This is a genomic window from Ruegeria sp. YKSF070 (assembly GCF_059612725.1).
In genome coordinates, this window is sequence record NZ_JBXWRD010000006.1 from 76,660 (window position 1) to 89,204 (window position 12,545).

The following is a 12,545-nucleotide window of genomic DNA, read 5'->3' on the forward strand; positions in this document are numbered from 1 at the left end:
CCGTTACGCAACGTTCTGGAGCGCCACCTTGTGGGTGACGCCAAGCGCGTGGCAGACATCGCGGGTCAGTTCGGGGCGGTTCAGCGTGTAAAAATGCAGCTTGTCGACGCCGCCCTCGATCAGGTCCGAGCAGAGTTCGGTGCAGATGGCGGTGGCCAGCAGATCCTCGCGCCCGTCGCGGGTGGCCTTGTCAAAGGCGTCCTCGACCCAGGCAGGGATATGGGTGCCGCAACGACGGGCGAAGTTGCGAGCGCCCTTCCAGTTCTCGATCGGCAGGATGCCGGGCGTGATCTGCTTGTCGATACCCGCCTTGGCGCAGGCGTCGCGGAAGCGGAAGAAGGTGTCCGCCTCGAAGAAGAACTGTGTCAGCGCCTCATCCGCTCCTGCGTCCAGCTTGGCCTTCAACCAGTCGATATCGGCCTGGGCGCTGGCGGCTTCGGGGTGGATGTCCGGATAGGCGCCGACCCTGATGGCGAATTTGCCGGTTTCGGCCAGGGCCTGGATCAACTCCACCGAATTGGCAAAACCGCCGGGGTGCGGCGTGAAGCGGCCCGCGCCCTGGGGCGGGTCGCCACGCAGGGCGACGATGTCGGTTACACCGGCCTGTGCAAAACTGTCGGCAATGGCCAGCGTTTCCTCGCGGCTGGCCTGCACGCAGGTCAGGTGGGCCGCCACGTTGAGGCCCGAGGATTTGTGCAGCGTGGCGACCGCGTCGCGGGTCAGTTCGCGGGTGGTGCCGCCGGCGCCATAGGTGACCGAGACGAAGCGGGGGGCCAGCGGTGCCAGCACCTGCACCGTATCCCAGAGCCGGAACGAGGCTTCGAGGTTTTTCGGCGGGAAGAATTCGAAGGAGATCTGGGGGGTGGTCATTTGGGCGGTCATCCTGCGCAAGGGGCGGTGTTTCGCCTCTTGTCGCACCCGCAGCATTGTGAGACAACTTCATAATACTCAAGAACAACATGAGTGATACTATAGGATGCATATCGAATTCCGGCATTTGCGGACCATCAAGGCGATCCATGAATGCGGCGGGCTGGCCCGCGCTGCCGATCAGCTGAACATCACCCAGTCGGCTCTGAGCCATCAGATCAAGGGGTTGGAGGATCAGGCGGGGGTGGAGCTGTTCGTGCGGCGGTCGAAGCCGATGAAACTGTCGGCGGCGGGGATGCGCCTGCTCAGGCTGGCCGAGCAGATCTTGCCGCAGGTGGAGGCGATGCAGGCCGAGTTCTCGTCTTTGCGCGACGGGCGATCGGGGCGAATGCATATCGCCATCGAATGCCATGCCTGTTTCGAATGGCTGTTTCCGGTGCTGGAGGCCTTTCGCAAGAGCTGGCCGGATGTGGATGTGGATATCCGCCCCGGGCTGGCGTTTGATGCGCTGCCGGCGCTGCAAAAGGAAGAGGTGGATCTGGTGGTCTCCTCGGACCCCGAGGAGATACCTGGCGTCGAGTTCGTGGAACTTTTCGATTACAACGCGGTGTTTGTCGCGGCCTCGACCCATCCTCTGGCGTCGAAGCCATGGATCGAGGCCGAGGATTTCCGGGGTGAGACGCTGATCACCTATCCGGTGGAACGGTCGCGGCTGGATGTGTTCAGCCAGTTGCTGATCCCGGCCAAGGTGGAACCAGCGCAGGTGCGTCAGGCCGAGCTGACGGCGGTGATTCTGCTGTTGGTGGCGTCGAACCGGGGGGTATCGGTCCTGCCCGATTGGGTGGTGCGCGAAGTGAAATACAGCTCGGACTACGTGACGCGGCCCTTGACCGAGACGGGGATCACCCGGCGGCTTTATGCGGCGGTGCGCAGCGAGGACCTGGAAAAACCGTTTGTGCGGGAACTGGTCGGGCTTGCCCGGACCGAGGCGCGCAAATTGCAAAACCAATAGAGGGGCCTTGTCTTGGACAAGGCCCCGGTTGACGCGTCCAGTTCAGCACTTGCCGAAGCATTGATGCACAATCTGCATGCCCAGGGCCGAGATCGTGACGCAGACACCGGTCGGGATGCCGATGGTCGTGCAGATCTTCAGGCATGCCTTTGCCGCGGTTCCGTTCGGCACCGAAACCGGGATCGGAAAGCAGATTTTCTTGTCGATGATCGGCAGGTGCAGACAGACCTTGTGGTCTTCGACCGTGACCGAGATGCAGGTTTCGCCCAGCACCAGCGGCGAGGCGTGCAGCATGGCATCGGACGGTCCCATCGCCTTGAGATTGACGGTGTCGTGATGGGCTTTGCCGGCGTCGATCAGGCCCTGAATATCTTCCTGGGAAAACTCGTGATAGGTGGTCATGTTCTTCCTCCTGTTCCGGGCGGAAAACGCAGGCGCCGCCGCCCTAATATGATTGAGCGTTAGACTTTCAAACTCGCTCAAATCTCGATGCGAGCAGGATCAGGCTGACAGGAAAAAGAGTTCAGGTATGTGATCGACATCACATCTTAGAGTAGAGAATCACTCGAAATTGCAATTTATGGATGCTGTGCTTCACAGCTTTCGAACCGAAAAGCGAAGCGCAGCCAGGTCCGGATCAGATCAGCTTGACGATCTGCTTGCCTGTATTGCCGCCTCGCAGCATGGACATGAAGGCGGCAGGCGCGTTTTCCAGCCCTTCGGCCACGTCCTCGAGATAGCGGATCTCACCGGTGGCCAGTTTCGGTGCGACTTCGGTCAGGAAGGCAGGGTAGCGGTCGAAATGGTTCGAGATGATGAAGCCGTTCACGGAAAGGAACTTCACCAGGATCGAGCGCCAGATTGCCGGGCCGGTCAGCCCGGGGTCCGACGCGCCAGCGCCCAAGCCACCGGCATTGTACCAGCTGATCATGCCGCAGATCGGGATGCGGCCGAAATTGTTCATCAGCGGCAGCACCGCTTCCAGCACCTTGCCGCCGACATTCTCGAAATAGATGTCGACCCCGTCCGGGCATTCTGCGGCCAGCGCCCGTCGCAGATCCGCTGCCGTCTCAAAAGCGCGGTGATCCAGGCAGGCGTCAAAGCCAAATGTCTCGGTGGCGATGCGGCATTTGTCGGCGCCTCCTGCGACGCCCACGGTGCGCAGCCCGGCCAGGCGCGCGACCTGACCCACCATCGAGCCCACCGGCCCGGTGGCCGCGGCCACCACCAGCGTTTCACCGGCCTTGGGCCGACCATGTTCCAGCAACCCGAACCAGCCGGTGAACCCCGGCATGCCCAGCACGCCCAGCGCGGTGGTGATCGGCATCACCTTGGGGTCGATCTTGCGCAGCATCTTGCCCGGTTGCACGCCGTGTGTCGCCCAGCCGAACATGCCAAAGGCGAAGTCGCCCGGCCCAAACCTCGGATCGTTCGAGGCAATCACCTCGCCCACGCCACCGGCCTCCATCGTGCCGCCGATGGGCACCGGCGCGGCATAGGATTTGGCATCGTCCATCCGACCCCGCATATAGGGGTCCAGCGACATGTAATGCACCCGCACCAGCACCTCGCTGGGGCCGGGAGTGGGAATGGGCGCTTCTTCAAATGAGAAATTGGCGGCCTCGGGCGCGCCGGTCGGGCGGCTGGCGAGGGCGATGCGGTACATGCGGTCGGTCATGGAGATGCTCCTTTGTTCGGAAACAGTCTAAAGTGCTGCTCGCGGGCTGCAAACCGTGCCGAGCCGATGACGCGGCGCCATGCACCGGTATGGCAACCGCCTTGCACAGAGAGCCCCTTGGCAAGTCGCGCCCGCGCGAGTATACGCGCGGCTTGACCGAACAGGAGCTCCCCCGATGATTGGCAGTGCGAACCTCAACATCATGATCAAGGCCGCCCGCAAGGCAGGCCGGTCGCTGGTGAAGGATTTCCGCGAGGTCGAGAACCTGCAAGTGTCGATGAAGGGCGCGGGCGATTTCGTGTCCAAGGCCGATATCGCCGCCGAGAATATTCTCAAGGAAGAGCTGCGCAATGCCCGCCCGACCTATGGCTGGGTGGCCGAAGAGGGCGGCTCGGAAGAGGGCGAAGACCCGACTCGGCGCTGGATCGTCGATCCGCTGGACGGCACCACCAACTTCCTGCACGGACTGCCGCATTGGGCGATCTCCATAGCGCTCGAGCACAAGGGCAAGGTTGTCGCCGGTGTCATCTATGACGCCGCCAAGGACGAGATGTTCTTTGCCGAAAAGGGCGAAGGCGCCTGGATGAACGATCAGCGTATCCGGGTGTCGGGTCGCCACCGGATGATCGAGTCGATCTTTGCAACTGGTCTGCCGTTTGGTGGGCGCGCTGACCTGCCGATGACCCTGCAGGATCTGGCTCGGCTGATGCCGGTCTGCGCCGGTGTACGGCGCTGGGGTTCGGCGGCGCTCGACATGGCTTATGTGGCGGCGGGCCGCTACGAGGGGTTCTGGGAGCGGCGCCTGAATGCCTGGGACATGGCCGCGGGCATCATCATCGTCAAGGAAGCAGGCGGCTTGGTCGAGGCGCTTGATCCCGAAATCTCGATCCTCGACAGCGGCGAAGTGATCTGCGCAAACGGCGACATATTCGATCCCTTTGCCAAGGTGATCCGCGGCTAAGCCGCGGCCGAGATTTTTCGTCGAAAAATCTTGCACCCGGCCAAGGGCCGGGTTTTTGCGTTCGTGGCGCTCACCTGCGCGGTATCTTGGGGATCCGGCTGGGTGACAGGCGGTACTTCTGCTCGGGATGCGGCGGGTGGCCCTCGGTACGCTGCCAGAATCCGCGCCCGCCACGCTTCAGCCAAAGCGGTAGCGTCAGAACCAACCCCACCGCAAACCCGCCCGTATGCGCCCAATAGGCGACGCCGCCGGTATCGGGATCGGAACTGAACCCGCCCAGGAACTGGAACCCCAGCCAGGCGCCCAGCATCACAAAGGCGGGGATCGTGAAAATGCGGAAATAGACGAACAGGATCAGCAGGATATCGACGCGCGCACGGGGAAACAGCAGCAGATAGCCCCCCATCACCCCGGCAATCGCGCCCGAGGCGCCGATGGTCGGCACCATCGACCCCGGCCCGCTCAGAACATGAATCAGCCCGGCCCCAATCCCTGCGGCCAGGTAGAACAAGGCAAAGCCCAGATGGCCCATCTCGTCTTCGAGATTGTCGCCGAAGATCCACAGAAACAGCATGTTGCCACCCAGATGCATCCAGCCGCCATGCAGAAAGGTCGAGGTGACCAGGTTCAGCCATCCGTCGCCGTTCGAGATCCGGGCGGGGATGATTGCATAGTCATAGTAAAACCGGCCGACCAGCCGGGGATCCTCCATGATGCCCAGAGTGGCCAGAAAGATCCCGATATTGGCCGCCAGCAGCAGGTAGACGACATAGGGCGTTCGGCCCGAGGGGTTGTGATCGCGGATCGGAAACATCCCGCGACGCTGCGGTCAAACGCGGCGGAGGTCAAGGGGCGCCGGGTGCGCCGCGTCCGCGGCGCGCCCGGCCCAACTGCCGCGGATCGCAAGATCCGGCGGCAGGCGGGAGGCTCCCTGCCTTAGCCCATACCGCCCAGCAGCGCGGCATTGCCGCCCGCCGCGGTGGTATCGACGCAGACATGGCGCTCGGCCAGAACACGGGCGCGGTCGGGCAGGCCGGGGAGCAGCGGCAGGATCGGGCCGGGCCGGCGCGACAGGGCCAGTTCATAGGCGCGCGCGGTCTCTTCGTCACCCCACCAGAACACGCCCGAGATGTCCTCTACCGTCTCCAGTGCTTCGGCGTTCAGCGAACCGATGGCGCGGATGGCGGTACCCCCCAGTGCCTCGACTGCCTGCGCCTGCGCTGCGACCGCTTCTGCCGTGGGGCCAAGGCACAAGAGCGGCGGACGCGCCATCTCACTCAACCGGTTCGACTCGCCGGTCGGGCCGGGCAGGCTCAGTGTTCGCAGCGGCGCGGGCGTGCCGGTCGCGCGGGGCAGGGTGGCCATGGGCGTGGCCCAGTCGGCCGCCGCCTGCTGCCGATCCGGCGCACAGAAGCGCGCCATGTAGTTCGGGCCACCCGCCTTGGGGCCGGTGCCCGACAGACCCTCGCCGCCAAAGGGCTGGCTGCCGACGATGGCGCCGATCTGGTTGCGGTTGACATAGATATTGCCCGCATGCACCGCCTCGGTCACATGCTGTACCCGGTCGTCGATCCGGGTTTGCAGGCCAAAGGTCAGACCATAGCCGGTGGCGTTGATCGCGTCGATCACCTGGTCCAGTTCGTCCGAACGGAAGGTGGCCACATGCAGTACGGGGCCGAAAATTTCGCGCTCCAGCGCCCCGATGCCTGTGACCTTGATCAGGGTCGGGGCCACGAATGTGCCCTCGGGCGGCAGGGACAGTTCCTTCAGTACCCGTCCCTCGGCCCGAGCGCGCGCCACATGGTCCGCGATGGTCTGGCGCGCGGCCTCGTCGATTACCGGACCGCTGTCGGTCGACAGCGCCCAGGGGTTGCCCAGGCCCAGCGCGTCCATCGCGCCCTTGAGCATGGTCAGCACATCCTCGGCGATATCCTCTTGCAAGTAGAGGCAGCGCAGCGCCGAACAGCGTTGGCCCGCCGACTGGAACGCGCTTTCGATCACCGCCTGCACCGCCTGTTCCGGCAGCGCGGTTGAATCGACGATCATCGCATTGAGCCCGCCAGTTTCCGCGATCAGCGGCGTGCCCGGGCGCATATGTGCTGCCATGGCGGCGCGGATCTTCTGCGCGGTTGCGGTCGAGCCGGTGAAGGCCACGCCCGAAACCCGCGCATCCGAGGTCAGCGCCGCCCCCACCGCCGGACCACCCGGCAAGAGTTGCAGCGCATCGCGCGGCACCCCGGCCTCGTGCAGCAACTCTACCGCGCGATGGGCGATCAGCGGGGTCTGCGGCGCGGGCTTGGCCAGCACCGCGTTGCCGGTGGCCAGCGCCGCCGCGATCTGGCCCGAGAAGATGGCCAGCGGAAAGTTCCACGGGCTGATGCAGGTGAAAATGCCCGCAGGCGCCGCATCGGGGATATTGGCCGCGTAATAGCGCATGAAGTCCACCGCCTCGCGCAGCTCGGCCACCGCGTCCATCAGGGTCTTGCCCGCCTCGCGATGCAACAGCGCAAACAGCTCGCCATAATGCGCCTCGTAAAGGTCGGCGGCGCGGTTCAGCACGGCGGCGCGCTCGGCCGCCGGGGCCTGCCAGGGCTGGGCGCGGGCCAGCGCCAGTTCGGCATCCGCCGCACTTGCGGGGGCCACGCTGCCGGGCACGTCATGCGGATCGGCGGGATTGACCACGGCCTCCTCGGCCTCGGGCGAGGCCTCCTCGGCCAGCAGCGGTCCGGCCTGCCAGCGATGGTTGCGGAACGGATCGCGTGCCGCGTCGATCGCATCCAGCGTGGGCTGGTGGCCGAGGTCAAAGCCTTTCGAGTTCGGGCGTTCGGGCGCAAACAGCTCCGGGCCGCGCTTCAGTGGCTTGGCTGGGGCCTTGACCGTCTCGAACGGATCGGCGGCCACCACCTCGGGCGGCACATTCTCGTCCACGATCTGGTTGACGAAAGAGCTGTTGGCGCCGTTCTCCAGCAGGCGCCGCACCAGATAGGCCAACAGGTCGCGATGCGCGCCCACCGGCGCATAGATGCGGCAGCGGGTCTTGTTGGCGGTCAGAACGAGGTTATGCAGCGTCTCGCCCATGCCGTGCAGGCGCTGGAATTCATAGGGCTGGCCATCCCGCGCCATATGCAGGATCGCGGCGACCGTATGGGCGTTATGGGTGGCGAATTGCGGATAGATCCGGTCGGTCATGCCCAACAGCTTGCGCGCATTGGCGATGTAAGAGACATCGGTCACCGCCTTTTGCGTAAAGACCGGGAAGCCGTCGACCCCCGCCACCTGGGCGCGCTTCACCTCGGTGTCCCAATAGGCGCCCTTGACCAGCCGCACCATCAGGCGTCGGTCATGGCGCTGCGCCATCTCGTAGAGCGTGTCGATCACCAGCCCGGCGCGCGGGCCATAGGCCTGTACCACGATGCCGAACCCGTCCCAGCCTTTGAGCGCCGGTTCCGCCATCACCGCCTCGATCACCTGCAAGGACAGCGCCAGCCGGTTGGCCTCTTCGGCGTCCACGTTCAGACCCATTCCGGCTGCCTTCGCCAAAAGCGCCAGCGCCCGCAGGCGCGGCACCAGCTCGTCCATGACGCGGGCCTCCTGCGCCAACTCATAGCGCGGATGCAGCGCCGACAGCTTGACCGAGATGCCCGGATTGGCGCGGATATCACCATGGGTACAAGCCTCGGCAATCGCGGCAATGGCGCGGGAATAGCTCAGGTGATAGCGCGCGGCATCCGCCTCGGTGCGCGCGGCCTCGCCCAGCATGTCATAGGAATAGGTATAGCCCTTGGCCTCCATCCCCTGCGCCCGTTTCATCGCCGCCTGGATGGATTCGCCCAGCACGAACTGGCGGCCCATCTCCTTCATCGCGCGGGAAACGGCGGTGCGGATCACAGGCTCGCCCAGCCGCTTGATGGCGCCACGCAGCGCGCCCACGGGGCTTGCCTTGCGCTCGTCCAGCACCTTGCCGGTCAGCATTAGCGCCCAGGTCGAGGCATTGACCAGCGAAGACGAGGAATGCCCCAGATGCTTGCCCCAGTCCGACGGCGCGATCTTGTCCTCGATCAGCGCGTCGATGGTGTCGGCATCGGGCACGCGCAACAGCGCCTCGGCCAGGCACATCAGCGCGATGCCCTCGTCGGTGGACAGGCCATATTCGGCCAGGAACACTTCCATCATGCCCGGCGCGGTGCTGGCGCGGATATCGCGCACCAGCCCGGCGGCCGCGGCGCTGATCGCGGCGCGATCCTCCGGGCTCAGCGCCGCTTGCGCAACCAGCGCGTCGAGCAGCGCCGATTGGTCGGCATAGGTGAAAGTGTCGATTTGGGTGCGCAGGGCGTGGGTCATAATGCCTCCGGGTCAGTTGGCGCATGATACATCGCAACTGCAGGTTCATTCGCCTGATTTTTGTGATAACGCAGTCCAAATCACCAAAGATGTGGGTAAATGCGATGCAAACGGACTTTCCTAACCTCGACCGGCACGACCGGGCGATTCTGGCCGAGCTAGCCGCCGACGGGCGGATGTCGGTCGCCGACCTTGCCCGCCGCATCGGCCTGTCGAAATCGCCGACCCAGGCGCGGGTCAAACGGCTTGAGGCCGAAGGCATCATCACCGGCTATCGCGCGATGGTCGATCCCATTCGGCTGGGACTTGACCATGTGGCCTTTGTCGAGGTGCGCCTGAGCGACACCCGAGAAAAGGCGCTGGCCGAATTCAACGCCGCCGTGCGCCGCATCGGCGAGGTCGAACAGGCCCATATGATCGCGTCGAATTTTGACTATCTGCTCAAGGTGCGGACGCATTCGATGACCGAATACCGAACCGTATTGGCCGAGCGCATTTCGTCGTTGCCGCATGTTTCCAGTACCTCGACCTTTGTTGCGATGGAGGCGGTGAAGGAACCCGGAATGCTGGGCGCGCTCGAAAGCGTTACTTGACGCGAGGCCCGTTTGCGTCAGCATTGGCATATGAGACATCTTGCCCTTGCCTGTTTCCTGCTCGTCCCCGGTGCCGCACTGGCGTCGGAATGCCCCGCTGCACCAGACAACTCCGAGCAAATCGCGCATCTGATCGAAGACATCCGCGTTGCGCCCAACGAAATGCATGCGCGCACCATATCGAACCAAATGTGGGAGCTATGGGCTGACGCGCCGGACGAGGTCGCCCAAGCGATCCTCGACAACGGCATGTCGCGCCGCAGGGCCTGGGACCTGCTGGGAGCATTGAACGAGTTCGACCGGCTGGTCGACTACTGTCCCGACTATGCCGAGGGCTATAATCAACGAGCTTTTGTCCAATACCTGCGGCAGAACTATGCCGCCGCGCTGCCCGATCTCGACAAGGCGCTGGCCCTGTCTCCGAACCACGTGGCCGCGATGAGCGGCCGGGCGCTGACGCTGATGGGCCTGGGACGCCTGGACGAGGCGCGCATGGCCCTGGCCGAAGCGCTCAAACTCAATCCCTGGTTGCCAGAGCGTGGACTTGTTGCACCCGGAGGCGCCCTGGAGCCCAAGGGTCAGGACATCTGAGCACGGCGAATCTTCACTTTTTTTGCCAGTCGTGATCTGCGTCACATTGAGATTGGCCCTCTATCTGATTAGAGGGAGAAGGATCCGGTTGGGGCCGGTGGTTGATTTGAGTTCGTTACGAGTTGCAGGGCCTTGGCCTTGCTGTTTTTCCAGAGTTTGTTATCGAGTTCCACCTGGACCTGACGGCCGGCAGAAATGCCGGCCTCCCCTTCCGGATTCACGAGATGCGGGCGTGGTGGAATGGTAGACACATGGCACTTAAAATGCCTGGGCCGTATAGGCCGTGCCGGTTCAAATCCGGCCGCCCGTACCATCAAGTCATCTTCCCTTGTGGGGCAAGAATGGCGCACAATCCGGGCCTTGACGCCACCGGATGCATGTCTTAGCTATCCCCTTGCTGAGCGGGCGTCGTATACTGGCTATTACCTCAGCCTTCCAAGCTGATGAAGCGGGTTCGATTCCCGCCGCCCGCTCCAACACATCAGCACCGACATATCCGTCCGATTGCGTCATTTGGACCTTTTTACAGGGTCCGGGCACGCAGATTGCTTGACCCTGCCTGGTCGCGCCTCCATGAAGCTGAACCTAGCCCGGGTTTCCGGGCGCATCCGGATCAATGGCAGGATATCGCAACGCATGGCTCGCAGACCCACCGCCCCCGTCGCCAGCGAAGAGCGCGCAGGCTCGAAGAAGGTTGGCGTGCTGTCCGCGCTCTGGCCGTTCATGAAGCCCTACAAGTTGCTGATGGCGGGCGCGCTGATGGCGCTGGTGCTGACGGCGAGCATGTCGCTGGCCCTGCCGTTGGCGGTACGCCGGGTGGTCGATAATTTCCGCATCGAAAATGGCGACTTGCTGGATGTGTATTTCCTGGCCGCGCTGGGTATTGCCGGGGTACTGGCGCTGGGCACCGGCATCCGTTACGCGCTGGTCACCCGGCTGGGCGAACGCGTGGTGGCCGATATCCGCAAGGCGGTGTTCGACCGGGTGATCGGAATGAGCCCGGAATTCTTCGAACGCATCATGACCGGCGAGGTGTTGAGCCGGATCACCACCGATACCACGCTGATCCAATCGGTGCTGGGATCCTCGGCCTCGATCGCGCTGCGCAACATGCTGCTGTTTGCGGGCGGCCTGGTGCTGATGCTGCTGACCTCGGCCAAGCTGACGGGGCTGGTGCTGCTGCTGGTGCCTGCGGTGCTGGTACCGATTCTTGTGCTGGGCCGCCGTCTGCGCGCCATCAGCCGCGAGAATCAGGACTGGATCGCGGCCAGTTCCGGCAACGCGGGCGAGGCGCTGGGCGCGGTGCAGACGGTGCAATCCTATACCAACGAGATCGCCAGCCGGGCAGCATTCGCCGAGGTGACCGAAACTGCCTATGATGTCTCGCGCCGCCGGATCGCCACGCGCGCGGTGCTGACCGTGATCGTGATCTTTCTGGTGTTCTCGGGCATTGTGGGCGTGCTCTGGATGGGCGCCAATGACGTGCGTGCCGGTGTGATGACCGAAGGCACGCTTATTCAGTTCGTGATCTATTCGGTGATCATGGCCGGTGCGGTGGCCGCGCTCTCCGAGATCTGGAGCGAGTTGCAACGTGCTGCCGGCGCGACCGAACGTCTGGTCGAACTGCTCAATGCCGAAGATACGGTGAATGATCCTGTGGCTCCAGCGACGCTGAACACGCCGGTACGGGGCGAAATCACCTTTGACAACGTGACCTTCCGTTATCCGGCACGGCCGGATCAGGTGGCGCTTGATGGCATGAGCCTGACCGTGCAGCCGGGTGAAACGGTGGCCTTTGTCGGCCCCTCGGGCGCCGGCAAGACCACGGTGATCCAGTTGATCCAGCGGTTCTATGACCCGCAATCGGGCCGGGTACTGCTGGACGGGCAGGACCTGACGACACTGGCGCGGCCCGCATTCCGCCGCCATATGGCGCTGGTGCCGCAGGATCCGATGATCTTTGCCGCCTCGGCGCGGGAGAACATCCGTTTTGGTCGCCCCTCGGCCACCGACGCCGAGGTCGAGGAAGCCGCCCGCGCAGCCGCGGCGCATGAATTCATCGCGGCCCTGCCCGAAGGTTATGACAGTTTCGTCGGTGAACGCGGCGTGATGTTGTCGGGTGGCCAGAAGCAACGCATCGCCATCGCCCGCGCCATCCTGCGCGACGCGCCTGTTCTGCTCCTGGACGAGGCGACCTCGGCGCTGGATGCCGAAAGCGAGCGCGCGGTTCAGCAGGCGGTGGAACGGCTGAGCGCCGATCGCACCACGCTGATCGTGGCCCACCGGCTGGCCACGGTGAAAAAGGCCGATCGCATCGTGGTGCTGGAAGAAGGTCGCATCGTCGCCCAGGGCACCCATGACGAACTGGTGACCGGCGGCGGGCTCTATGCCCGTTTGGCACGGCTTCAATTCACCGATGGGCTGGCGGCGGAATAATTCCCCTTATTCCCAACTCTGCGCGGGCGCATCCTTGGAACCAGTTGGAACCGAAGGAGAGCG

The 12,545-nt window shown here is 64.2% G+C and carries 10 protein-coding genes and 2 tRNA genes; 7 read left to right on the plus strand and 5 right to left on the minus strand.

All coding sequences use genetic code 11. The features are described 5' to 3' along the window. Positions 1-3: 3 nt before the first annotated feature. A complete protein-coding gene (metF, locus tag AC2FL1_RS04875) occupies positions 4-870 on the minus strand; it encodes a methylenetetrahydrofolate reductase [NAD(P)H] (protein WP_496876162.1) in 867 nt (288 codons plus the stop codon). A gap of 106 nt (positions 871-976) precedes the next feature. Here metF and AC2FL1_RS04880 point away from each other — a divergent pair, with 106 nt between their 5' ends. Continuing rightward, positions 977-1,882, plus strand: coding sequence for a LysR family transcriptional regulator (locus AC2FL1_RS04880; protein WP_496828234.1), 906 nt, complete (start codon positions 977-979; stop codon positions 1,880-1,882). Positions 1,883-1,924: 42 nt separating this feature from the next. Here AC2FL1_RS04880 and AC2FL1_RS04885 read toward each other — a convergent pair whose 3' ends face one another. Then, positions 1,925-2,284, minus strand: coding sequence for a hypothetical protein (locus AC2FL1_RS04885; protein ID WP_234218315.1), 360 nt, complete (start codon positions 2,282-2,284; stop codon positions 1,925-1,927). A gap of 235 nt (positions 2,285-2,519) precedes the next feature. Further along, the gene (locus AC2FL1_RS04890) at positions 2,520-3,560 is read right to left on the minus strand and encodes an NADP-dependent oxidoreductase (RefSeq protein WP_496828232.1); all 1,041 of its coding nucleotides are present in this window, start codon (positions 3,558-3,560) and stop codon (positions 2,520-2,522) included. Between the two features lie 175 nt (positions 3,561-3,735). Here AC2FL1_RS04890 and AC2FL1_RS04895 point away from each other — a divergent pair, with 175 nt between their 5' ends. Then, the gene (locus tag AC2FL1_RS04895) at positions 3,736-4,521 is read left to right on the plus strand and encodes an inositol monophosphatase family protein (RefSeq protein WP_496828230.1); all 786 of its coding nucleotides are present in this window, start codon (positions 3,736-3,738) and stop codon (positions 4,519-4,521) included. Positions 4,522-4,591: 70 nt separating this feature from the next. On the opposite strand, the gene AC2FL1_RS04900 is transcribed toward AC2FL1_RS04895, so the two are convergent. Further along, on the minus strand, positions 4,592-5,335 hold the full coding sequence (locus AC2FL1_RS04900; RefSeq protein ID WP_496828228.1) for a rhomboid family intramembrane serine protease: 744 nt from the start codon (positions 5,333-5,335) through the stop codon (positions 4,592-4,594). Between the two features lie 122 nt (positions 5,336-5,457). Beyond that, entirely contained in the window at positions 5,458-8,862 is a 3,405-nt protein-coding gene (gene putA / locus AC2FL1_RS04905) for a bifunctional proline dehydrogenase/L-glutamate gamma-semialdehyde dehydrogenase PutA (RefSeq protein ID WP_496876163.1), read from the minus strand. A gap of 104 nt (positions 8,863-8,966) precedes the next feature. Here putA and AC2FL1_RS04910 point away from each other — a divergent pair, with 104 nt between their 5' ends. The 5 genes from AC2FL1_RS04910 to AC2FL1_RS04930 all read left to right on the plus strand — a co-directional run bounded on the left by AC2FL1_RS04910 (position 8,967) and on the right by AC2FL1_RS04930 (position 12,482). Then, positions 8,967-9,455: an Lrp/AsnC family transcriptional regulator gene (locus AC2FL1_RS04910; protein WP_496828224.1), complete on the plus strand. Its 489-nt coding sequence runs from the start codon at positions 8,967-8,969 to the stop codon at positions 9,453-9,455. Between the two features lie 30 nt (positions 9,456-9,485). After that, a complete protein-coding gene (locus AC2FL1_RS04915) occupies positions 9,486-10,046 on the plus strand; it encodes a tetratricopeptide repeat protein (protein WP_496876164.1) in 561 nt (186 codons plus the stop codon). Between the two features lie 226 nt (positions 10,047-10,272). Continuing rightward, positions 10,273-10,359, plus strand: a tRNA-Leu gene (locus tag AC2FL1_RS04920). An 88-nt stretch (positions 10,360-10,447) separates the two neighbouring features. Beyond that, a tRNA-Gly gene (locus tag AC2FL1_RS04925) sits at positions 10,448-10,522 on the plus strand. A gap of 160 nt (positions 10,523-10,682) precedes the next feature. Further along, positions 10,683-12,482, plus strand: a complete 1,800-nt coding sequence (locus tag AC2FL1_RS04930; RefSeq protein WP_496876165.1) for an ABC transporter transmembrane domain-containing protein — start codon at positions 10,683-10,685, stop codon at positions 12,480-12,482. The last annotated feature ends 63 nt before the right edge of the window (positions 12,483-12,545 follow it).